Source organism: Cohnella sp. WQ 127256 (assembly GCF_024519285.1).
Taxonomy (GTDB): Bacteria; Bacillota; Bacilli; order Paenibacillales; family Paenibacillaceae; genus Cohnella.
This window is the reverse complement of record NZ_JAMZCY010000010.1, coordinates 102,143-125,013: the sequence shown is the minus strand read 5'-3', so window position 1 is coordinate 125,013 and position 22,871 is coordinate 102,143. Positions and strand designations below refer to the sequence as shown.

The following is a 22,871-nucleotide window of genomic DNA, read 5'->3' as shown; positions in this document are numbered from 1 at the left end:
CAACCGGGCTGTTGATGTTTTTACTTTTCAATTAATGCAGTAGCTGCAGCTAATGAACGCTCATGTGTAATCGCAATATGGAGCTTGTATGCTTGACCTTCCCATCCAAGCCGGCCAATCGCGGCTTCCGATAAAGCACAGACCGGCTTCCCTAAGCTATCTGGAAGCACTTCAATATCCTTAAAGCCAACAATTGCACCGATTCCGCAGCCAAGGGCCTTCACAACAGCTTCTTTAGCAGCGAATCTACCGCTAATGTACTCCAATGCGCGACGCGGCTGAAGATCCACCCAGCCCTCCTGCTCCCGAATGGTGAGCACTCTGTCGACAAATTTGTGATTTGCTGGTCCTGCAAGCAATCTTTCCATCCGCGCTAACTCGACAACGTCCAAGCCGATTCCAATAATCATCGCTTTAGGTTAAATCCCAGGAATAGCTTGCCGTTTGTGCTGTGTGCTTAAATAACGCTTTTCAAGGATCTCCCGAACTTTAGGTTCGATTTCCTTACCTTCTAAGTAAGAAGAATTATCCTCGTATGTAACGCCTAACTCATCCTCGTCCGTTTGCCCCTCCCACAACCCAGCTGTTGGGGCTTTGTCGATTACACTCGAAGGTACTCCAAGACGTCTGGCCAGCTCACGAACTTGGCGCTTGTTCAACGAACTGAGTGGTGTAATATCTACAGCTCCATCCCCCCATTTCGTGAAGAAGCCCGTCAATGCTTCTGAAGCATGATCTGTCCCGACGACAAGCAAGTTAAGATCAAATGCCAAAGAATACTGAATAACCATCCGAGTTCGTGCCTTCACATTCCCCTTGCCCCCGCGGCTAATATGACGGTGAATTTTTAGCACCTTAAATGCATATTCGGTTTCCAATGTAATCTCATCTACAGCTTCGGCGATATTAGTCTCTACTTTGTGCTCCAAGTTAAAAGCTTCAGCGACTTCATAGCTATGATCAATATCATCCTGTTCGCCATAAGGCTGGAAAACGCCAAGAGTCATGTATTCCTTGCCCGTTTCCTGAGAAAGCTCATCCGTTGCACGTTTGCAAAGGCCTACAGCTACCGCACTATCCACACCACCACTAATTGCGATGAGCAATCCTGTTGCCCCTGCTTGTTTGACGTATTCCTTCAGAAAGTTAACGCGACGATCGATCTCCTGATCCACATCAATCGTCGGTTTAACCCCTAGTTTCGTAATGATATCTTGTTGTATCGTCATCTTCACATATCTCCTATTCGCAACAAAAATATCCCGTTGACTTAGCCACTATGGCATAAGCCCCCGGGATGTTGTAGTCTAGCGACAATAGCGGTCGAACGCAGACGTAAGATCTGCTGCAATATCGTCTGCACTACGATTCTCAATTTGGTGTCTTTCAATAAAATGGACGAGTTCTCCATCTTTCAGAAGAGCTATGGATGGGGAAGATGGCGGATAAGGCAAGAAATATTCGCGCGCTTTCGCCGTTGCTTCCTTGTCCTGACCAGCAAATACGGTAAACAGGTGATCTGGTGTTACGTCATGCTGCAGAGCTTCTGCAACTCCCGGACGACATTGACCTGCTGCACAACCACAAACGGAGTTAATAACGACTAATGCTGTTCCAGAAGCCGTCGGAAGCTGCGCTTCCACCTCTTCAGGTGTTGTTAATTCTTGAATGCCTAGACGAGTTAAATCTTCACGCATCGGCTTTACTGTATCCATCATATATCTTTCGAAAGACATCGACATAAGAGGCGCCTCGCTTTCCGGATCTTATAATTTGGCGGTTTGGTTATTCCGCTGCTTTTCATTATACCGCGCCGCCACAAGCTCCGTCAAAATAAAAAGAGTAAGCTACCTCTCCCTCGCTCGACTAATCTGCAGATTCTAGTCCGTCGACTACGACAGGAATGTAATGCCTCAAATCGGATTACATCCCGTCGCAGCTAAGCTTCACGGCTCGTCTAGCACCTCGGGAACAGAGAAGTATTCATCATCATCCGGATCAAACGGAGCTGAAGTAGAGTGCGTCGGATGCATGAAGCGTTCGGAGGAAGGTGCAATTCCTTTTTCGAATAAATCTCTGTTCTCTGGGGTACGAAATCCAATATCCTTGTAGGGATGCACCCACTGGTCGCCTGCCATAATAGATGGTTCTGTCTCCGTGCTCCACTGCTCAAGCGGCGAATCCTCTGTCTCGTAATCATGGTCGCCAATCACAACCCCGTAGGCATTCACGAACGGCTCCCGCGGCCCCCGGTTGTCGCGGAACTCCGCTCGAAATTCGATTTCGAACGGATCCAAGTCCGAATCGTCATGCCCCCCAGCAGGCTTTAAGCCCGCATAGGTGTCATCTAACTTATCCGTGCAAATAACGTTTAGGTTGACGGACGGTTAGGGCCGTCTAGTTTCTTGTCGAATCCCGGGGATAAGGGTGATGTGGTCTTCTTGGTGTTCTTAGCTGCTTTCCGTCCTGATTTCGATGGTCCTTGGGCATTGGGCATGGAAGCATCCTCCTTGTATGGATGAGTCCCCCATAGTGTATCCGTATTAGCACTACTTATCCGTATTACAACGATCACCAACAATTGCGCCCAGGCTTGCAAAAGGTAACGATAAATGTCGTTCCTTTGCCTACTGTAGATTCCACATGAATTTTCCCATTATGCCGTTCGACTATACTGAGGCACAGCGCTAGCCCGAGACCTGTTCCGTTCGTCTTAGTCGTATAGAATGGCTCAAATAATAGATCGATCTTCTCTTGAGAAATCCCTAATCCGTTATCATTTACGCGTAGCTGTATAGTGTCCTTATAATTGATGGTCTCAATAAGCAGAACACCTTTATCACTCATCGCTTCCATTCCGTTGCGAGCTAGATTAAGGATAAGCTGCTTCATTTCCTTACTATTCATCTGTAGCAGATCCATTCCCTCTTCAAGTCGCATATCAATGCTTTGTCCACGTAAATTGGCATCTGCCCAAATAAGCGGGAGCAGATCGTTAAGTAAATGATTTATGTTGGATGACTCTTTCTCGACGATTCGATTCTGAGCTAAGGATAGGAAGTCATTGATTATGGCATTCGCACGATCTAATTCATCTAAGATGATGCGAAAATAGGATCGTTGTTCCACGGGGCTTCGCTCATTGAGCAACTGGATAAACCCTCTTATTACTGCCATTGGATTGCGTATTTCATGCGTAATACTAGCAGCCATCTGTCCGACAAGACTTAGCCGATCCATCTGATCGACTTCGTCCTTCAACCGATGAAGCTCTGTAACGTCATGTCCAATGAATAATACGCCATCTATCCCTCGAGACGTAATATCTTTAAGTGGACAGGCCACGGTATATACCACTCTTCCCTTAACCCGCAGGATTTCCGTTATTTTTTCTCCTTCTTGTAACACATACTCGATGGGATTCCTCTCGAATTGCATTTCCAGCTTGTCCAAGAACACCGAGAAATTCTGATGCAAGATCGTATTACGATAGAGCATGGGCGTTAACTTAAGTGCCATGTCGTTAACATGCGTAATCATTCCATTATGGTCGCAGAATACAACCATTAGAGGGGTATTATCAATAAACTGCTGAAGCCTGCGCATTTCATTGCGATAATTGAGTGATACCTCATGTAATTGCACTTGTAATTCAATCCGTTCAAAGCTAAGCTCCGCGAAACGAACGCAAGCTAGCGTTACTAATAAGAAAAGGACACTAAATAAAGAAATATCTCTTAAATACTTAGGCACATCCGCGAGATTTAAGCTTGGAACACTAGAGAGATATGCAGTATCATGAAGAAGGACCATCAACACACTCATCATGGCAGCAATCTTAAATCTAGTCTTTCGTGAGCCTACCTTGAATAACGACATACGAGAATACAAGATGGGGATATACACAAATATAAAAATCGCAAATGCGACATATTCCCATTGATAAGAGACAACCATTAACCTAGCAACGACATAGATGACTAGAAGACAAACCGATAGAGGTATACCTCCGTATAGCGAGCCGATAATAAATGGGATATGACGAAAATCAAAATAAAGACCAAGATCGTTTACCGTGAAAATATGCATGTTCACAAACATCGTAATCCCACAGGCAATTCCTAAGAAAATGTGGGTGTATCGGGTTCGTTCAGGCTTGGAATACCAAATCATAAATAGAAATATGGGCAAAAATGAAATTAGAACCTGTAGAAGCGAATCTCTCCACATTCAATTCAACCCCCAGATGTACAAATCAACACCCTACACAATTTACCATCTTAATAATTGATTTGATTAAACCACATCTCACCACAGGTTACAATAATAGACATTATAAATGGAATTGTAGTAAAGACCTAACCATCGGCTTTACGCCTGAAATATGAAATATGAAATAATCACAATTAGTGGGAGCAGTGTTATGAAATACGACATTATCGTAATAGGCGGTGGCTCTGCCGGTTTAATGGCAAGCGTCGCAGCAAGCAAACAGGGAGCTAAAGTACTACTATTGGATAAAGGGGAGAAGCTGGGGAGGAAGCTCGGAATATCCGGGGGTGGTCGATGCAATGTTACGAATAATAAAGAGAACGACGAGCTAATCAAGCATATCCCGGGTAACGGACGTTTCCTATACAGCTCATTTGCGAACTTCAACAATAAGGACATTATCTCCTTTTTCGAGAACCTCGGAATCCGCCTGAAGGAAGAAGATAACGGACGTATGTTTCCCGTTACCGACAAGGCCAAAACCGTAGTCGATACGCTTGTCTTACAAATTCGCAAGCAAGGCGTAGAAATTAAGCTTAATTCCCCTGTAGATACGGTTATGTATGGAGATCATTGTGTAACTGGCGTTCGCCTCAAATCAGGTGAAGTACTACCCAGTCATGCCGTCATCGTCGCCTCGGGAGGTAAATCTGTACCCCAGACAGGATCAACGGGGGATGGCTATCCATGGGCTGAGAAAGCGGGACACACGATTACAGAGCTATTCCCAACTGAAGTCCCTTTGACATCTAATGAGCCATTCATTACAAGCAAGGAGCTTCAAGGGCTTTCTCTTAGAGACGTTTCCCTATCCGTATGGAATCCTAAAGGAAAAAAAATCATTGAGCACCAAGGAGATATGATCTTCACACACTTCGGGATATCTGGTCCTATCGCTCTGCGCTGCAGCCAGTTTGTCGTCAAGGCACTAAAGCAATTTCAAACAGGGAATATTGAAGTATCTGTGGACCTCATGCCGGGGAAAAGCGTGGATGAGGTATACTCTGAGACATTAAGGCTTACGGAGCTGGAGCCGAGAAAGTCGATAAAGAACATCCTCAAAGCTTGTTTGCCAGAGAAAATGATTCCGCTCCTTCTGCAAAAATCAGGATTGTCCGATACGCTTACCTACGACAATATCCCTAAGCAGGATTGGATGCAGTTTGCAGGATTGCTTAAGCGTTTCTCAATTAGAGTATACGGCACCTTGTCCATTGAAGATGCTTTCGTAACTGGAGGCGGCATCAACTTAAAGGAAATCGATCCGAAGACGATGGAGTCTAAGCTTGTTCGCGGATTATATTTCTGCGGGGAAATTCTCGACATCCATGGGTATACGGGAGGCTATAACATTACAGCTGCATTCTCAACAGGATACACAGCAGGTTTACACGCTTCAAACCCCATCGGGAATGGGTAGATCTGCCCTCTGCTCAAAACAGGGGATGTCTCATGGGTCAGGTCGTATAGACCTATGAGACATCCCCTGTTCCCTTACTATGCTTATGCTTACTCAAGTCGCATCAAAATGGTCGTACGAGCCATCGTCGGTACTAACCGGTTGTTCCGCTTCCGGTGAGCTAGCAACCAGATAACCTTCCTCCCAGTCCTCATTAACCATATGCGCTGGAATTCGGATATCCTCCATCCCGTAAGCAATATCCGTGACGACTACCGTCTCTGCGAAAGCATGCTCCATTAACTGCCCCGCATAGCATTGTACGATTTCCAACGCAGAGGTCAAATCCTCATTTTGCACATGAATATGTAGGCGCCCTTCCTCGTGCATCTGCGGCTCGTACCCCAAATCCATGAGAGTTTCGCTAGCTAATCTAGCCTGTGACTCATCCGGAAACTGGAACATCAGGGCGGCTTGCTTCATCGATTTTAACCTCTCCATTCTCTATGTCACTTCAAGTACCTTTCATCTCGCATAGGTTTTCCATCATGAAGTGTCTTTTATTCCTTTTTTCGCCGGATAGCACTAAAGGATGAGAGGATATCGTTAATGAATGTCAACCAGAAATAACCGGCAATAGGGACAATGACAATGGCTAGCCACCCCATCCCCCCATAGCCAAGTCCAGACTTAACTCCGATAATGATTGCCCACAACGTTACCGTAGGTAGTGCGCTCCAGACTTTTGCCTTCTTAGATGCTTCTTCGAGTAGATCATCCCGCCACTTAAATAAGGCAATGAACGGTTCGGATAACCATTGCTCCCATTGTCGTTGCAAAGAACTCAACAAGAGTAAAGGCAATACTAGCCATATGATTACTGCCACTATGAACGGAGGCAATAATACCGCTGCCGACCCAAAGCCTGTAAAATACAAGAGTGGCTTCAGTAGATCATATCGGCGTAATATTGATTTGAACCAGCTATCTAACAGCCTATATGTATCATCCCGATGCCTCACCAATGGCTGAGACTGTTTGAAGAGCATTGGCCTCCGCAGCCTAGGAACAGGCTTCTTCTCCATCGTGTCTCTAAGTATCCATCCTACACTCGCCACGTATGCTGCATTTTCCACAGAAATTTCATGCAAGAGCGTTCCTTTAGTCCGTATTCGCAAACGCATTAGCCAGCTTGCAACTACGATGACAAGTACACTTACCCCCACTAGAATGACAACTCGATGCTCACCAATCGTTGCGATCCAAACAAATACAACCATAAAGATTGACCTAGCCGTAAGAAATACAAGCGTTCGTTGCCAGCCTCTCCACATTCGCATCACTTGATCACTTATCATCATCCATAGGAAGCCACAGACTACGGAATAAATGATCAGAGCGCTAACATATACTGCAGTCATATTAAATATGTGAAGCAATAATGGCGCAATAATGGCGATAAATACGGAAGAAATGACCGATCGAATAACAAGTCCATAAACAAATCCGGCCTTCGTCATCCCTCGTACCCATTTTACATTGCGATGTAGAAACAATCCGTCACCCGGCTCAGCAAAAGTCCTCAGCTTTCCCGAAAGCTGCAGCAGCCCGAGAAGAGCTAAAAGAATGGTTATTGGAATTTCGAAAAGCCATTCAGGGGGATTACGCAACACATCTCGATACATCCCGCTAAATATTAATATCCCGGGAATGAATATATACAGCCACACAGTCCAATCCAATACCGTCCGCCAGCATCTCCAAATGGATACCCAATAAGCGGATACTCGTTCTATGAATAGACGATAAGGGCTAAATCGATGGATTCGAAATTCATCATCATGCCGCTCTTGCATCACGATTGCACCTCATCGTATTCGGTAAGCTTGTGAAAGCAATCGAATAATCGCGTATCCGGCCCACATCCTGCGGCAATTCTAATATCCTCTAATGTCCCGGAAGCCGCGACTCCTCCATCATGAACAAGGACAAAACGATCACACAAGCGCTCCGCAGAGTCCAATACATGTGTTGTGAGCAACACGGAGGCTCCACGACTTCTTTCCTCGTCCAATGCTTCGAGCAACTCTAGCACAGCACCTGGATCTAATCCTATGAATGGCTCGTCCACCAAATAAAGCTCAGGCTTCATCAGGAAGCCAATAATAAGCATTGTTTTCTGTTGCATACCTTTGGAGAATCGAACAGGATACTCATGTTTAACAGAATAGAGGCGAAATCTGCGTAACAATTTCTCTGCTCGCTCTCGGAACAGCTCCTCCGGAATACTTCCCGCTGCAGCTACAAGCACAAGATGCTCCCATAAAGTCATCCGTTCGTATAAGATGGGCTGCTCTGGAATGTATGCGATCCGCGACGACATCTCAAATCCTCCGCTGCTCGCCTCTTCCTCTCCACGCCAATATAATTCCCCCTTCCAATGGGGGAGTTGACCTAATATTCCCTTCATGAGGGTACTCTTCCCGGCTCCATTCGGCCCTAACAATCCGACCCTCTCACCGGCCTTCACACTTATGATCACATCCCGAACAATAGGATGCCCCGGCTCATATCCCGCTTCTTCAATATCCGCCCGAAAAAGTGGCAATGTCTCATTGTCCATTTTCCCATCCTCCTAATTTACGCAAGCCAATCTACCTACTTATACGAAAAGGACGAGTTTACGGTTTCTTCCATATCCAGCGTACGGATGTAACAGAAAAAAAGCCTCCTCCAGGTTATCGGCCAGGAAATTCGGAGGCTTTTTAAGGAAAAGGGAGGCAACCCTATCCCTAAATTCATTTTAGCTTAAAAATTTAGTTTCGAAAAGCATATAAAGCGTGGTTCGTTTCCATGGTGTGGGCATATACCTGTTGATAGATACGGAACAGCTGCTCGTATGAGTTGCTTGCCTCTTCATTAGGATGATAGACCTGTGCATGCTTCACGAAAACTTCCCCGCAAGCATCCAGACTCGGGAACCAGCCGCTTCCAACCGCTGCTAACATCGCCGCTCCAAGTCCCGGTCCTTGCTCATTCTCGAGCGATACAACGTTTGCCTGAAAAATATCCGCTTGCATTTGCAGCCATAACGGATTTTTGGCGCCACCACCGATAGATACGATCGTATCGACCGTCTTACCAGCAGCACGGAACATGGCAATGGATTCGTTTAGTGAGAAGGTAATTCCCTCCATGACCGCTTTGGCGAAATGCGCACGTGTGTGGCTTCCGTCTACTCCGATGAAGCTACCGCGAATTTTCGCGTCCGCGTGCGGAGTACGCTCACCGACGATGTAGGGGGTGAACAACAATCCCTTAGATCCCGCAGGAATGTCGCCAATACCCTCAAGCATGGCATCGAACGACTCACCCTTAGCGAACGTATTGCGGAACCAGCTCAAGGAATAACCAGCCGCCAGCGTAACACCCATCGCGTAGAATGCATTTTCTTTACCATGATTGAAGAAGTGTACTTTACCTTCATAATCCGCGGTAGCATCCGCTTCATAAGTAAGGATGACGCCGGAAGTTCCGATGCTACACAGCGTTAATCCTGGCGATAGAATACCTGCACCAATCGCACCACAAGCATTATCAGCACCACCCGCAAATACCTTCGTCGTTGTCGTTAATCCGGACGAATGAGAAGCTTGCTCAGATATCGTACCGACATAAGCGCCAGCCTCAACGAGTGCTGGACAGAACGAGGTAGGTATCTCAAAGGCAGACATTATGTCCGCACTCCAGCTCTTTCCTGCGATGTCTAACAGCAATGTCCCTGCAGCATCTGAGAGATCCATATGCAGGGTACCCGTCAGGCGTAGACGCAAATAATCTTTAGGCAATAGGAAACGGCTTGCTTGTGCAAATACACTCGGCTCATGCTGTTTCACCCAAAGAATCTTAGGTAGCGTGAATCCTTCGAGCGCAGGGTTACGAGTGACGGTTAGAAGCTTGTCGCCTAATACACGTTCGATCTCTCGACACTGCTCCGTTGTACGCGTATCATTCCATAGGATTGCTCTGCGCACGGGTTTATTATTCTCATCCAAAAGCACAAGACCGTGCATTTGCCCGGAAAAGCTTATTCCCTCAATGTCAGCAGCGTCTACACCCGAGCTAGCAATCAGATCTTGAAGGGATTCCGTCGTACCCGTCACCCAATCCTCAGGATCCTGCTCACTCCAACCTGCTTTATCATGATAGAGCGCGTACTCTTTAGTTGCCTCTGCCTTCAATGTACCATCTTGTCCGATAAGCAACGTCTTCACAGCGCTCGTTCCTAAATCAACGCCAATGACATATTTCATGGGGGTGTTCATCTCCTCATATGGAAATCCGCCCCGCCGGTTCCTTCCGGGGGGCGGAATGGTTGTGCCGCTTAGGCCACCAGATGCCTGATCTGTTTATACGCTGAAGATGACGTCGTTCAAAGTCGCTTTGATTTGTTCCAAGCGAGCGGATTCGTTACGGATTGGTTTAGCTTGCAGAACGTAAGCTTCCAAAGACTTCAGCGTAGCTCTGCCGGATACGATCTCCGCGCCAATGCCATCGTTAAAGCTGCGGTAACGGTTGTCGACAATATCATCAAGCACGCGATCTTCGATCAGCTTCGCTGCTGCTTTCAAGCCGCGAGCGTAAGTGTCCATACCTGCAATGTGGGAGAAGAACAAATCCTCGTCTTCGAATGACGAACGACGTACTTTAGCGTCAAAGTTGACGCCGCCACGACCGATTCCGCCTTCATTGTTAAGAATTTCGAACATGGCAAGCGTTGTAGATACGAGGTCCGTCGGGAACTCATCTGTATCCCAACCGAGCAGCATATCGCCTTGGTTAGCATCGATTGAGCCAAGCATTCCATTGATGCGTGCTGTACGCAGCTCATGCTCGAAGGTATGTCCAGCAAGAGTCGCATGGTTAGCTTCGATGTTAAGCTTGAATTGATCCTTCAGACCGTAGGTTTGTAAGAATGCAATTGCTGTAGCCGCATCGAAATCGTATTGGTGCTTAGATGGCTCTTTCGGTTTAGGCTCGATCAGGAACTGAGCATCGAAGCCAATTTCCTTCGCATAATCAACAGCCATATGCAAGAAGCGTCCCAAGTTATCGAGCTCCAGTTTCAAGTCTGTGTTGAGTAGGGATTCGTAGCCTTCGCGGCCACCCCAGAAAACATAGTTTTCGGCGCCAAGCTCTTTACCCACTTCAAGACCTTTCTTGAGTGTTGCGGCAGCATAAGCGAACACTTCCGCATTGTTCGTTGTGCTAGCGCCATGAACGTAACGTGGGTTCGTAAACAAGTTTACAGTGTTCCATAATAGCTTCTTGCCTGTCGACTTCTGATAGTCCTTAAGCATAGCTACGATGACATCGAGATTCTTGTTCGTCTCCGCTAAAGTTGCGCCTTCAGGAGCGATATCTGCATCATGGAATGCATAGAAAGGAACATTTAATTTTTCTAGCAATTCAAAGTTAGCTTCTACACGAGCTTTCGATCTATCCAAAGGGGACAAAGAATCCCAGCTACGAACTGCCGTACCCGCACCAAACGGATCTCCGCCATTTGCGTTAAAAGTATGCCAGTAAGCAACCGCGAAACGAAGATGCTCCTCCATAGTCTTACCGAATATAACCTCTTGTGGGTTATAGTGCTTGAATGCGAATGGGTTTTTCGAAGTACGTCCTTCGTACTGAATATTAGGAACATTAGGAAACTTGCTCATCATATGTTGCCTCCCTGTAAGCGATATCAAATTATTAACTGACCTCAGCATATCATGCTTATACTTAGTTTGTCTATCCAATAAACTAAGTTATTTCAGGGAATCCTAACCTAATGTGGTATGATATCAACAAGAACTTCGCAAGCATATTCCTTGAAATAAACAGCTGAACAACTTATAGAATAAGGAGTCGCTTCTTGATATGACGACGCCAACAGGCGATCAAGCCTTAATTAAGAGAATCAATACAGCCATCGTGCTCGAATTCATATTGCGGGGAGCACCTCTATCCCGCGCGCAAATTTCTGAACAATCCGGTCTGAACAAAGCGACCGTATCTAGCCTTGTCCAAGATTTAATCGATGGTCATTTGGTCGAAGAAATTGGAACGGGCAAATCTAGCGGTGGGCGTAAGCCTGTCATGCTTGAATTTATTGCAACATCTGGTTATGCGATTGGGATTGATCTGGGTGTAAATTATATCCGCGGGGTACTCACAGACTTGCGAGGGACCATTATTGCGGAACGTACCTCCTCTCTTCGGGATCCGGAGCCCGCAGCAGCCTTCGAACAGTTGTGTGGTTGTATCGAAGCTCTCGTTGCTGAAGCACCGGATAGCCCTTTTGGTGTTGTTGGCATCGGCGTCGGTGTACCTGGTCTCGTTGATGACAGTGGGAGTATTCTGTTCGCTCCCAATCTGAAGTGGCGAGACGTTCCTCTGCAACGATGGTTAACTGAACGCTTTTCACTACCCGTCACGATAGATAATGAAGCCAACATGGGTGCGCTAGGGGAACAGAAATACGGTGCAGGGCGTACCATCAATCATTTGATCTATGTCAGTGTTGGCATCGGGATCGGGACAGGTTTGATCCTACAAAAGTCACTTTACAAAGGCGCATCAGGCTTTTCCGGTGAAATGGGGCATCTATCTATCGAGGCACATGGGAAGAGCTGTACTTGCGGCAACCGTGGCTGCTGGGAGATGTATGCTTCGGAGCAAGCATTGCTGGAGCAAGCCGCCGTTCTCGGATTCGAGGATCTGGAAGCTTTACTAGATGCGGCTGCCGCGGAGCAACCAGAAGTATTGGAGCTATTCGCGAGTATTGGTGAATATCTAGGAATCGGCATCGCCAATATTGTTAACATGTTTAATCCTGACGCTGTCATTATCGGCAATCGGATGAGTCAAGCTCGTCCATGGCTGGAAAATATCGTACGTCAAACCGTCGTGCAGCGTGCCATCGGCTTTCACTTACGCAATGTCCAGCTCCTGTTTGCAGAGCTAGGAGAACGTTCCTCTATGATGGGGGCTGCTGAGATGACCATATCAGGATTCTTCTCGCGCGTGAAGGCGACTTAGGTGAGTGATGCTGCTTTATCTCTATCATAATTTATGGTATAAATTAATATATAGTTATATACAAATTCATTGATGCTCTTAGGTTAAATGATCATAACTCTAGAGACGAGGTTGGCGAGATGAGCGATAAGCTATCAGAGATGGCGGAGCTTCTGAAGTTATTAGGCGATCGAACACGATTAGCGATACTAGGGCTTCTGCAAGAACGAGATTTATGCGTTGGAGATATCGTAGGTTTACTAGGTACAAGTCAGCCAAATGCTAGTCAACATCTTCGTAGGTTAAAAAGTGCAGGCTTGGTAAGGGAAGACAAGCGTGGACAATGGGTATTTTATTCCTTGAATTTAGATGATTTCCCTGACCTGCGTATTTTCTTATCTCAGCTACCTGGACGGAAAGAACGCCTCCGTTCGCTGTCTGGCTTGCCTGGACGAAACTAGCTCTAATCCATTCCTTTTACCTAGCTTGATTGAATGCAACCTAACGGCTCATTCAATCAAGCTTTTTATCCGTCAACTGAACAACCTCTGTGCAGAACAAATACGAATGTAAAAGGCAGGAGCATGGCAATGAGCTTTCAACTGACTAAACGGGTCATCAAATTATTATGTGGCCCATTTGCATATGAAAGAGGAGAAATGGACTACCAAGCGCGTAAAGTAACGATCACAGATTTTGATTCTGAGGCGTCTAATTACTGTGCTACCGTTAAAGGGAACAATGACTACCACGTTAAAGTCGTTATCGATTCCAACGGGGATGTCGATGCAGAGTGTAACTGTCCGGTATTTGAAGCGTCACCTAAATACTGCAAGCATATCGCTGCTGTACTGCTCAATATCCATGACATTCAGAACGTGGGTAAATCTCCTACCCGCTCTTATACTTCCATGCTATCACCAGAGAACGGTCCATCGGGTTCAACCGGCAAAGATCAGTTGACGCCACGATTCGCTGTGAATACAGCACGGACTTTTCCCGGCATAACGGACGGGGATATCGGGCTTACGAACGGAATGCTAGGCCTGTTCGGGAACAAACCGGCACGTTCAAGCTCCGTAAGACACCTATTCGACACGAGAGAGCTCTTGGACGTAGAATTCATCTTAAGCCCGTTCCCATATGGATACCGAAAATATATGTTCGGCATCGAACTGAAGGTCGGCTCGAAACGCTTGTACATCGTACGCAAAATTAGAGAATTACTGGATCAGATACATCGTAATAAGTCCTACACCTTTTCTAAAAACTTCATATATGAGCCAGAGCTACACGGCTTCTCCAAAGAAAATGATGCTGTAATCAGGCAATTAATAGATATATATCACAACGAGAAAATGTATCGCGAAACGTCCAGCATCTATTCTGCGCACGCGAGCCATATGAGTGGAGATCGAATACTCCTCATTCCCCCTTCTTCGTGGGAGCTTCTTGTCCCCTTGATGGCTCAAGCACCTAATATCAAGCTTGAGTATAATAACCGCTTTTATGAGGGAATCCATGTCACTAATGGACCTGTGCCACTCCAATTCGACTTCGACCGAGATCAGGCTGCCGGGGGAAGTGAAGGCTATCAATTAGATGTCGTTGGCTTGGATCAGATTATCGTCATGGACGCTTACAATATTGTTCTTTCTGAAGGGAAGCTGATAAAGCTGAAATCCGAGCATTGTGCCCGACTGTCAGAGTTGAAGCAAATGCTCGATACCTCTAACAGAAGCCATATTCGGATATTACCTGAGCAGATGGAGCCTTTCATGGAGCAGGTTATCCCCGGTCTCATGAAGCTGGGCAGTGTTCATATCGCCCAATCCGTATCTGAACGCATCGTGCATTCCCCACTCAAAGCCAAGCTTTACTTGGATCGGGTAAGGGATCGACTGCTTGCTGGGTTAGAGTTTCATTATGGGGATATCGTGATCAATCCATTGGAAGGAACTAACCAGAAACGCGACACCGACCGCATTCTTATGCGAGATGGTGACCAGGAAATGCGAATACTTGAGCTCATGGAGCTAAGTAATTTCGCCAAGACAGAAAGTGGATACTTCATGGACGATGAGGACGGGGAGTATGAATTTCTATATCATATCGTTCCACATCTCGAGAAGCTGCTTCAAGTTTATGCCACCTCAGCCGTAAAAGCGCGGCTTCATATTGGACATACCCCTCCTAGGATTAGGGTTGATGTGGATGAACGTACGGATTGGCTAGAGTGTAAGTTCGAAATCGAAGGAATTCCCGAAACAGAAATCCGGAATCTGCTAAAGTCACTCGAAGAGAAGCGCAAATATTATAAGCTAGCTAACGGGGCATTGCTCCCCTTGGAAAGCATCGATTTTCAAGAAATCAATCGCTTCATGAATGAAATAGGAGTACCCAAAGGGGGGCTCAAGGGAACGGAATTCCGCCTCCCTATCGTTCGTGCGCTTCACCTCATGGATGCTGACAAGCAAGGTAATGCTGTCAAGTTAAGCAAATCATTTCGTGCGCTGCTTGATAATATGAGAAATCCGGACAACCTGGACTTCACCGTCCCGGATAGTCTCACTTCCATCCTGCGCGACTATCAGAAGTTTGGCTATCAATGGCTGAAGACGCTCGCTCACTACCGATTTGGAGGCATTCTGGCGGATGATATGGGCTTAGGGAAAACGCTACAAAGCATAACCTATGTCGTCTCCGTGCTGCCTGAGATCAGAGAACAACAGCTCCCTGCGATCATCGTATGCCCTGCTTCCCTCATGTACAACTGGTACAATGAGCTCAAGAAATTCGCTCCCGAAGTCCGTGCGATCATCGCCGATGGGAGTAAAGAGGATCGCAGCCGTGTGCTGCAGCAATTATCCGAAACAGACGTCGTCATCACTTCTTACCCGTTGTTACGCAGAGATGTTGACTCTTATGCCATTCCAGCTTTTCATACGCTCATTCTAGACGAGGCTCAAGCATTCAAGAATCACACCACTCAAACCGCACAAGCGGTCAAAGAAATTCAGGCACGCTACCGATTTGCTCTCACTGGAACTCCAATAGAGAATAGCATCGAAGAGCTTTGGTCGATATTCGATGCCGTCTTCCCCGAGTTGTTCCAGGACAGAAGATCGTTTAACGAGTTGACGAGGGAAACTGTCGCCAAGCGTGTTCGTCCGTTCCTGCTCAGACGGCTCAAAACCGACGTATTGAAGGAATTGCCAGATAAGATTGAATCCCTTCAAGCTTCGGAGCTTCTGCCGGAACAGAAAAAGTTGTATATGGCTTATCTAGCCAAGCTTCAGAAGGAAACTTTGAAGCACTTGAACGAGGATGGCTTTAATAAAAGCCGCATTAAAATATTAGCGGGCTTAACCCGGCTCCGGCAGCTATGCTGCCACCCGGCCCTGTTCGTAGAAGACTACGAAGGCAGTTCAGCCAAGTTTGAGCAATTGATGGAGATCGTGGAGGAATGCCGCAGCTCCGGCAAGAGGATGCTCGTATTCTCACAATTTACGGAGATGCTCGGTTTGATCAAGCGGGAGCTTGGCTATCAGGGAGTCCCTTATTTCTACCTTGATGGTTCAACCCCGGCCTCTGATCGCGTCGAGCTATGCAACAGATTTAATGAGGGAGAGCGTGATTTGTTCCTCATCTCCTTAAAGGCCGGAGGAACGGGTCTAAACCTGACTGGAGCAGATACCGTCATTCTCTATGATCTATGGTGGAATCCTGCCGTAGAGCAGCAAGCGGCGGATCGAGCGCATCGCATGGGACAGAAGAACGTCGTACAAGTGTTGCGGCTCATTGCTCAAGGTACGGTCGAGGAGAAAATGTACGCACTTCAGCAAAGGAAGAAAAATCTAATCGATGAAGTGATCCAGCCAGGCCAGGAAGCTTTGTCTACTCTTACCGAGGAAGAAATCCGGGACATCCTGATGATCGGATAGCAAGAGATGATCACATACCACACATTAAAAAAAGCCCCGGAAACGGGGCTTTTCTATGTATTCCTACGCATCATCGGAGTGAGTGACTCGGTTTCGGCCTCTGCTCTTCGAGACATAAAGTGCTTGATCCGTTTTAACTAGTAACGTCTCAGCCGTGTCTTCGCTCGTAACAGTCGCAATGCCTATGCTAATCGTAATCTTATATTCGCCCCACTCCGCCTGCTCAATTGTCCGTCGGTACCTCTCGGCAACTTGTAGAGCATTGTCCCGATTCACATCTGGAAGAATAATCGCGAACTCTTCTCCCCCATATCTCGCTACGATATCGATTTCCCTAGACTGCTCTTGCATCGTCTGAGCTAATCGGATGAGGATCTCATCCCCGACGGGATGGCCGTAAGTATCATTAATCCGTTTGAAAAAATCGATGTCCAGAAGCATGAGCGAGAACGGAATAGATATTCGGTTAAACAAAGCGATGCTCGCCGCCAAGCTTTCCTGGAAAAACCTCCGATTCCTTGCACCCGTTAGTCCATCCGTCGATGCCTGTGTCTCAAGCTGCTGGTTTAACTGGATCAGCTCAGCCTGCTTCAACTCAAGCTCCGTGTGCAGAGCTTTCAACGTCTCATGTGCTAAATCCTTTTCTTGATTTAGTTCTTCAAGCTTTCGCTTAGAATTGAGCATCTCTCTCTCATATTCAATTCGCTTGCGCATCTCGATTAATACACAATCAATGAATTGTTCTCCACCGCGCTCCTTACGGACCCCATTTAAGAGTACTGGAACGCCTTGATCGTTCTTATTCCTAAAGGTGAGATAGATCTCATTGACGTAACCATTGAGCTGAATGAACGGATAAAAATAAGTATGGAAAAAAATTTTATTCGGGACGGTCATTATCGTTTCGATATGTTGATTAACCAGTTCGCTGCGTTCATATTGAAGCAGGTTTAGCAGCGAATGATTGACCTCTGTAATAACACCCGTATTCGAAAGAGTAAAAAATCCGCACGGAGCAAAATTTAACTGATCATCCATTAGGCCTCAGCACAGCCCTTTCCCTATAAATAACGAATCATGCGCTCGTCAAATATTCTTTAATTAATTGCGAAGTTTCTTCCGGATGGCTCAAATGTGGGTAGTGGCCTTTGGCCTGCATGAGTTGTAATGTGCTGTTCTTAAGATGTTCATGCAAGTAATCCCCAACCTCTTTTGGAGCAATGCTATCGTCGGAGCATTGTAGGATAAGAGACGGAACGCTTGCCTTATTCAACTCCCTGCGGCAATCGGAGTAGAAGGTTACTTCAGCAAATTGACGAGCGATAACCGGATCTCTGGAGCAGAAGCTCTGCTCTAGCTCGTCCGACAATTCCATACGTTCAGGATTATTCATAACGATAGGTGCCAGATAGCTAGCCCAGCCTGTAAAATTCATCTCCATCATCGTTAGCAGCTCTTGAATATCTTTTCTATCGAATCCTCCATAATACTCTGGAAGCTCATTGAGATAACAAGGAGACGGTCCAAGCATAATCAGATGATCGAAATAATCGGAATTGACTATGGAAGCAAGCATCCCAATCATCCCGCTGACCGAGTGTCCTACGAAGATTGCATTTCGAAGCTCCAATGCTTCCGCAATCTCTAGTACATCTTGCGCATACCCATTCAAATGACCATATCTTACCGGATCGTAATCATTCAAGCTCGACTCTCCCGAACCTACGTAATCGAACAAAATAACCCGATAATTTTCTTCGAACTCTGGTGTGACATAACGCCACATCTCTTGATCGCAACCGAAGCCATGCGCGAACACAATCGGCTGTTCTCCCTTACCGAATACTTTGACGTTATTTCGAGCGATAATATTCGTTGCCATAACAGTCACCTCTCGCTGTTTAAATTCATTATTTTCCATTGGACATGCATGCTTTAAACAAAAGCCGAGAATTCCGGACCTTCCTCCGGGGTATCTCGGCTTTCATTATCCCTTATCCATGTTCTTCTTGAGTAAATCTCTACCCCTCTTGAGACGGGATTTGACCGTATTCATCTTCACATGGTTTATTTCCACAATCTCATCCATAGACATATCAAGCACATAACGCTGATAGACCATAAGCCGGTAAGCCTTCGGTAGCTTATTAATAGCCGCGAGCAAATTCTCGGAAGCTTCCTTCGAGATAAGCACATCTTCCGGGCGCTGGGCTTCAACAGCTTGATCCTCCCACCCTTCATGCTTCATCAAGGGATGGGCTAAAGTAAGCTTTGTATTTCGCTTGCGCAAAATATCGATGCAAATATTTTTAGTCGTTGTGAAAATTAAGGACGAGACGGAGCCCGCAGGATCTAATCGCTCAAAGTTAATATAGAGCTTCAAGAACGTTTCCTGAACGGCTTCTTCACTGTCCATCTTGCTACGCAAGATTTTCCATGCAAAGCTAAAAATTTTATCTTTATAATGCTCAAATAATTGCTCATAGGAGATAGCAGGGATTCCCCTGTCTACAGTATGCTGCATATCCATAGGTTTGCACCTCTTCTCTGTAGGCCTCAATATCCCCTATTATATCAGAAGAGAGCTTGTCTGCTATGAATTCACAGAAAATTTGCAAAAACTACACGATTAACGTCCTGGTATGAATTTCTTGATCCAATTTCCGAACCCAGCAGGGTTACGGGATTGAATAAGAACGATTCCTTCTCCGCGAAACCTGCATACAAGCGCTTCTCCACTTGTAATACTGGAGAACCAGCCTTTAGAAGCTTTTTCGATCGAATAATGGACATAATCCGGCCAAGCAACCAAGTGGCCATTGTCGATAATTCTTTCTTCTCCTGGCTCCAGATTAATGGCATGAATCGCACCGTAGGAGGATAGAAATACAGTACCTGTACCGCTGATCTCGATGATGAAGAACCCTTCACCGGACATCAATCCGCGGCTTAAGTTTTGCATCTTCGTATTCACCTGGATACCGCTTGTCCCTGCTAGAAACCCATCCTTCTGCACGAAAAGTCGATAAGAGCCATCGAGCTCTACGGACTGAATATCACCCATCGTGGAAGGAGCCAACAGCACCTCACCGCCACCCCGATTGGCAGACAGCTCCTGAAAGAAGAACGTCTCACCGCTCAGCATTCTCCCTAGGCCAGCCATAATTCCACCGTCCGCTGTCCCTTTGACATCAACGTTAGGAGACATAGATACCATTGCACCTGATTCTGCCTTAACGCTCTCCCCAGCATTCAATTGAATCTTTAATAGTGCAAATGCTCCCTGGTACAGAACTTCGTGCTTCATAATTAATCCCCCCAATTGTTAGAATGCCTAATCATTTAGGCCATAAATAATCGGTTAAACTCGTTACTTAGAACCGCTTCCGGTTAAAATCTCGATTTCCTAAGTTATTATCTGGATCTATTAATACGTTCATTTTACTAGCTGCATCCTTGTAAATCCGAGTGATCTCTTGAACCTTATCGAACTCTACATTTCCAGGACCTAAGTTTTCATAGAACATCTTCTGAAGTAAGGAATTAAAGAGCTCAAGTCGTCCCTCGATCCCTTGCAGCTCCTGAGTAAGTATCTCTTCAAAGGAATGGCTTCTGATCCAATTGTCCAGAGCGTCCGTTGTTTCTTCTTCTCTATCCTCTTCGAACTTTCTTCCACGTATCGGAGGATCCTGATCATAAGAACCGGACACATCAACAGAAGTTCTCAGCTGAGAGAGCATAATCCGTTCTTTGGCCAGCATGACCTGAAATGGCTTATTCGCTAATAAATCTGCAATGACAAGTCGACACATGTCCGGGTTGCCTAACAAATTCGCATCGAACGGGTGTAAAATCCATTGATTTTCTTTATAAAAAATATTGAACTCGAACCATTCTCCTCCATAATTGAAACGGATATTAATTGTCGTGGAATCCAAAATTTCAAAGGTAAAATCCAAACCAATTTCCCCTCCCACTCTCGCTGTCGCATATTGGTATAGTAACAAATTGGGAGGGATTTGAAAATCTAATCTTCGGATAGCTCCATAATAGCCTCTGCTTTTTCACTACTTACCACTACGATTAATACAAGCATGCTTAGCCCAATTACCCAGCTCATCACCATATTAATCTTCCTCTCTACTAAATCCGGATATTCTACCTGTAATTCAAGTCTATCCAGTTAATAGAGAAAATATGACGATATTTAGTAGAGCTTGTATTGCCGAGCGTAGTCAACAAAAAGGCCAGCCAGTAACACTGGCCGACCTGATGAGGGGAAGATGCTAGTCCAACAAACTTGTAATCGCTGGCTCTTGAATAGCTGCAGGCGTTGCTGCAGCACTCTTACCAGAATTCAAGCCTAAACGTTGACCCATTTGCTTGTTGATTTCTGTAAGACGCGCGGTTTGTTCCGTAGCAGACGAAATGATCGTCCGATTCGACTCCTCGCAACGCGTGATGGCCGAAGTCAGGTCATTCATGGCTTGATTAATCTGTTCCATGGACATCGCTGATTTTGTCATCGCTTGTGTCGTCTTCTGAGTTGTTTCATTAAGGAGACGTGCATTCTCGGCAAACTGCTTACCTAGCATCTCATTCGTCGCATTAACAGCATCGATAACCTTCAACTGATCATCCAGTGCCGTTGCAATCATCGCCGACACGGTAATCAGATGCTGTGTCTTATCGATTGTTGCATCAACTGAATCAATCAGCTTGTCGTTATTATCATTAATGATGTCAGAGCCGGCAATCGCTTGCTGATACAGCATAATCATCTCTGTAAATGCTTGAATACGAGTTACCACCTTACGTAGTCCACGTTCAAGCTGAGCTTTCCGAGATTCATTTTCCGGCTTAGCGATCTCTTGCTCGAACAACACTCTAAGCTGGTTACCCAATTCGATGCGTTGCTGTACGTTATACATTTCCGTAAGACACATTTGCTTCAGGTTACGCATATGCACGATGTTTTCTTCCAAAGTATCTTTACCATTACGAAGCGCGGAAATAATCGCGTTAACGTTGGTTTTAACCGACTGATACTTCATGATGTAGTTTTTCATCGGAGTCTTGCGCAGAATTTTCTGCATAAGCGATAGATCCTTACTGCGGTTTAAGTCATCGACCTCGTTGCGCAGCTTCATAATGTTGCCCGCAATTTCGGAGCGCTTACCATTTAAGAGATCATTCAGTGGACGCTCCAGCAAGGTAAGATTAGCCCCAGCCTTCTCCATCGTCCTCTGACCCATTCTCCCGATCTCATCCATTAAAGAATCCAATTGGGTAGAGTCGGTTGAAGAAATCCGTTGAATTGTAGATTGCGCTTCTTGCTGTACTTTAGCTGTGTCTGAATCTTTAAGAAGAATGGCTTGTGTACTCATGCGTAAATCCTCCCCATAAGTTTAATTTCCTGCGCCATATCGTTGATGTATGAGCTCGGCCTTATTTTTCAATTCCATCAGGTCCTTCTGCTCTACGAAGCTCGTGTAAGTGGAAATTTGATTGTCGATATCTTTAAGGCTATTCAATAAAATTCTGCGGTTCTGCCGTTTGGCTTCACCACTTAAATGAATAAACGGTGTAATTGCGCCATTCAAATCCTTCAAAACTAACCGTTGAATCTTATGATTAATTTCACCGTTATTGAAGGCAACAATTTGTGGAATAATCCGATTTAACCTCACAAGCACAGAAAGCGTCCGTTGAACGATTTCATTATCGAGGTTGTCCTTCTCCCCTTCGAGTAGCACCATATCCTCGATCGTTCCGATATACTCAATAATCGAGTCCCATTCCGGCCCTAACTGGATAGCTCTCTCGCTTGTAGCCTTGTCCGACTGTGACGACGAAGCATCGACAACCCGACTGTTAGAAGACTGTGGTGGCTCTACCCTCTGGCTGTTATTCGTAGCGGTAATTGCTGCTGCGGCTGCAGTTGCCGCATCTCTTTCCGCAACAAGCTTGGCCACTTTGAGCTCGGATTGACGTATAACTGAACCCAACATCGTCCCAAGCACAGGAAATATTAACGCAACAGGAATAGGAAGAAATTTAGACGTAACTAGCCCAGCGACATAACCAATAATTACGGAGATTAACCCCCATTTGGAACGAAGCAAACAAATCATACCTCCCAACTTACAATCTATTGGTATAAGTTTATGATTTTCAACAGCTCTCGT

General features: G+C 45.9%; 22 protein-coding genes. 4 read left to right on the top strand and 18 right to left on the bottom strand.

The genetic code is table 11. The features are described from left to right. Positions 1 to 20: 20 nt before the first annotated feature. The 6 genes from acpS to M1K58_RS25465 form a co-directional block, all read right to left on the bottom strand. A complete protein-coding gene (gene acpS, locus M1K58_RS25490) occupies positions 21 to 410 on the bottom strand; it encodes a holo-ACP synthase (RefSeq protein ID WP_256761704.1) in 390 nt (129 codons plus the stop codon). 9 nt (positions 411 to 419) lie between these two features. Continuing rightward, positions 420 to 1,229, bottom strand: coding sequence for an ammonia-dependent NAD(+) synthetase (gene nadE / locus M1K58_RS25485; RefSeq protein ID WP_256761703.1), 810 nt, complete (start codon positions 1,227 to 1,229; stop codon positions 420 to 422). Positions 1,230 to 1,307: 78 nt separating this feature from the next. Further along, complete coding sequence (locus M1K58_RS25480) at positions 1,308 to 1,742, bottom strand: BrxA/BrxB family bacilliredoxin (protein ID WP_256761702.1); 435 nt, start codon at positions 1,740 to 1,742, stop codon at positions 1,308 to 1,310. A 204-nt stretch (positions 1,743 to 1,946) separates the two neighbouring features. Then, positions 1,947 to 2,297: a DUF3905 domain-containing protein gene (locus tag M1K58_RS25475; RefSeq protein WP_256761701.1), complete on the bottom strand. Its 351-nt coding sequence runs from the start codon at positions 2,295 to 2,297 to the stop codon at positions 1,947 to 1,949. Positions 2,298 to 2,371: 74 nt separating this feature from the next. After that, the gene (locus tag M1K58_RS25470) at positions 2,372 to 2,497 is read right to left on the bottom strand and encodes a spore protein (RefSeq protein WP_256761700.1); all 126 of its coding nucleotides are present in this window, start codon (positions 2,495 to 2,497) and stop codon (positions 2,372 to 2,374) included. A 74-nt stretch (positions 2,498 to 2,571) separates the two neighbouring features. Continuing rightward, positions 2,572 to 4,230, bottom strand: a complete 1,659-nt coding sequence (locus M1K58_RS25465) for an ATP-binding protein (RefSeq protein ID WP_256761699.1) — start codon at positions 4,228 to 4,230, stop codon at positions 2,572 to 2,574. Between the two features lie 193 nt (positions 4,231 to 4,423). Between M1K58_RS25465 and M1K58_RS25460 the strand changes: the two genes are divergently transcribed. After that, complete coding sequence (locus M1K58_RS25460) at positions 4,424 to 5,692, top strand: BaiN/RdsA family NAD(P)/FAD-dependent oxidoreductase (protein ID WP_256761698.1); 1,269 nt, start codon at positions 4,424 to 4,426, stop codon at positions 5,690 to 5,692. 93 nt (positions 5,693 to 5,785) lie between these two features. Here the strand turns inward: M1K58_RS25460 and M1K58_RS25455 are convergent, their stop codons facing one another. The 5 genes from M1K58_RS25455 to xylA form a co-directional block, all read right to left on the bottom strand. Beyond that, positions 5,786 to 6,154 (bottom strand): hypothetical protein, encoded by a 369-nt coding sequence (locus tag M1K58_RS25455; RefSeq protein ID WP_256761697.1) that lies wholly within the window; start codon positions 6,152 to 6,154, stop codon positions 5,786 to 5,788. A gap of 77 nt (positions 6,155 to 6,231) precedes the next feature. Continuing rightward, positions 6,232 to 7,527: an ABC transporter permease gene (locus M1K58_RS25450; protein ID WP_256761839.1), complete on the bottom strand. Its 1,296-nt coding sequence runs from the start codon at positions 7,525 to 7,527 to the stop codon at positions 6,232 to 6,234. Next, the gene (locus tag M1K58_RS25445) at positions 7,527 to 8,294 is read right to left on the bottom strand and encodes an ABC transporter ATP-binding protein (protein WP_256761696.1); all 768 of its coding nucleotides are present in this window, start codon (positions 8,292 to 8,294) and stop codon (positions 7,527 to 7,529) included. The genes M1K58_RS25450 and M1K58_RS25445 overlap by 1 nt, the downstream gene beginning before the upstream one ends. Positions 8,295 to 8,487: 193 nt before the next feature. Continuing rightward, positions 8,488 to 9,984, bottom strand: coding sequence for a xylulokinase (gene xylB, locus M1K58_RS25440; RefSeq protein WP_256761695.1), 1,497 nt, complete (start codon positions 9,982 to 9,984; stop codon positions 8,488 to 8,490). A 96-nt stretch (positions 9,985 to 10,080) separates the two neighbouring features. Continuing rightward, entirely contained in the window at positions 10,081 to 11,397 is a 1,317-nt protein-coding gene (gene xylA, locus M1K58_RS25435) for a xylose isomerase (RefSeq protein ID WP_256761838.1), read from the bottom strand. Positions 11,398 to 11,599: 202 nt separating this feature from the next. On the opposite strand from xylA, the gene M1K58_RS25430 reads away from it, so the two are divergent. The 3 genes from M1K58_RS25430 to M1K58_RS25420 all read left to right on the top strand — a co-directional run bounded on the left by M1K58_RS25430 (position 11,600) and on the right by M1K58_RS25420 (position 16,683). Next, positions 11,600 to 12,760, top strand: coding sequence for an ROK family transcriptional regulator (locus M1K58_RS25430; RefSeq protein WP_256761694.1), 1,161 nt, complete (start codon positions 11,600 to 11,602; stop codon positions 12,758 to 12,760). A gap of 119 nt (positions 12,761 to 12,879) precedes the next feature. Further along, complete coding sequence (locus M1K58_RS25425) at positions 12,880 to 13,200, top strand: ArsR/SmtB family transcription factor (RefSeq protein ID WP_256761693.1); 321 nt, start codon at positions 12,880 to 12,882, stop codon at positions 13,198 to 13,200. A 129-nt stretch (positions 13,201 to 13,329) separates the two neighbouring features. Next, positions 13,330 to 16,683: a DEAD/DEAH box helicase gene (locus tag M1K58_RS25420; RefSeq protein WP_256761692.1), complete on the top strand. Its 3,354-nt coding sequence runs from the start codon at positions 13,330 to 13,332 to the stop codon at positions 16,681 to 16,683. A gap of 63 nt (positions 16,684 to 16,746) precedes the next feature. On the opposite strand, the gene M1K58_RS25415 is transcribed toward M1K58_RS25420, so the two are convergent. The 7 genes from M1K58_RS25415 to M1K58_RS25385 form a co-directional block, all read right to left on the bottom strand. Then, positions 16,747 to 17,721, bottom strand: coding sequence for a sensor domain-containing diguanylate cyclase (locus M1K58_RS25415; RefSeq protein WP_256761691.1), 975 nt, complete (start codon positions 17,719 to 17,721; stop codon positions 16,747 to 16,749). A 37-nt stretch (positions 17,722 to 17,758) separates the two neighbouring features. Next, complete coding sequence (locus M1K58_RS25410; RefSeq protein ID WP_256761690.1) at positions 17,759 to 18,565, bottom strand: alpha/beta fold hydrolase; 807 nt, start codon at positions 18,563 to 18,565, stop codon at positions 17,759 to 17,761. A gap of 105 nt (positions 18,566 to 18,670) precedes the next feature. Next, a complete protein-coding gene (locus M1K58_RS25405; protein WP_256761689.1) occupies positions 18,671 to 19,213 on the bottom strand; it encodes an RNA polymerase sigma factor in 543 nt (180 codons plus the stop codon). A 99-nt stretch (positions 19,214 to 19,312) separates the two neighbouring features. Beyond that, complete coding sequence (locus tag M1K58_RS25400; RefSeq protein ID WP_256761688.1) at positions 19,313 to 19,990, bottom strand: TIGR00266 family protein; 678 nt, start codon at positions 19,988 to 19,990, stop codon at positions 19,313 to 19,315. Positions 19,991 to 20,057: 67 nt separating this feature from the next. Next, complete coding sequence (locus M1K58_RS25395; RefSeq protein WP_256761687.1) at positions 20,058 to 20,642, bottom strand: hypothetical protein; 585 nt, start codon at positions 20,640 to 20,642, stop codon at positions 20,058 to 20,060. 327 nt (positions 20,643 to 20,969) lie between these two features. Then, positions 20,970 to 22,070, bottom strand: a complete 1,101-nt coding sequence (locus tag M1K58_RS25390; protein ID WP_256761686.1) for a toxic anion resistance protein — start codon at positions 22,068 to 22,070, stop codon at positions 20,970 to 20,972. 21 nt (positions 22,071 to 22,091) lie between these two features. Beyond that, on the bottom strand, positions 22,092 to 22,808 hold the full coding sequence (locus M1K58_RS25385; protein WP_256761685.1) for a DUF456 domain-containing protein: 717 nt from the start codon (positions 22,806 to 22,808) through the stop codon (positions 22,092 to 22,094). Positions 22,809 to 22,871 lie beyond the last annotated feature (63 nt).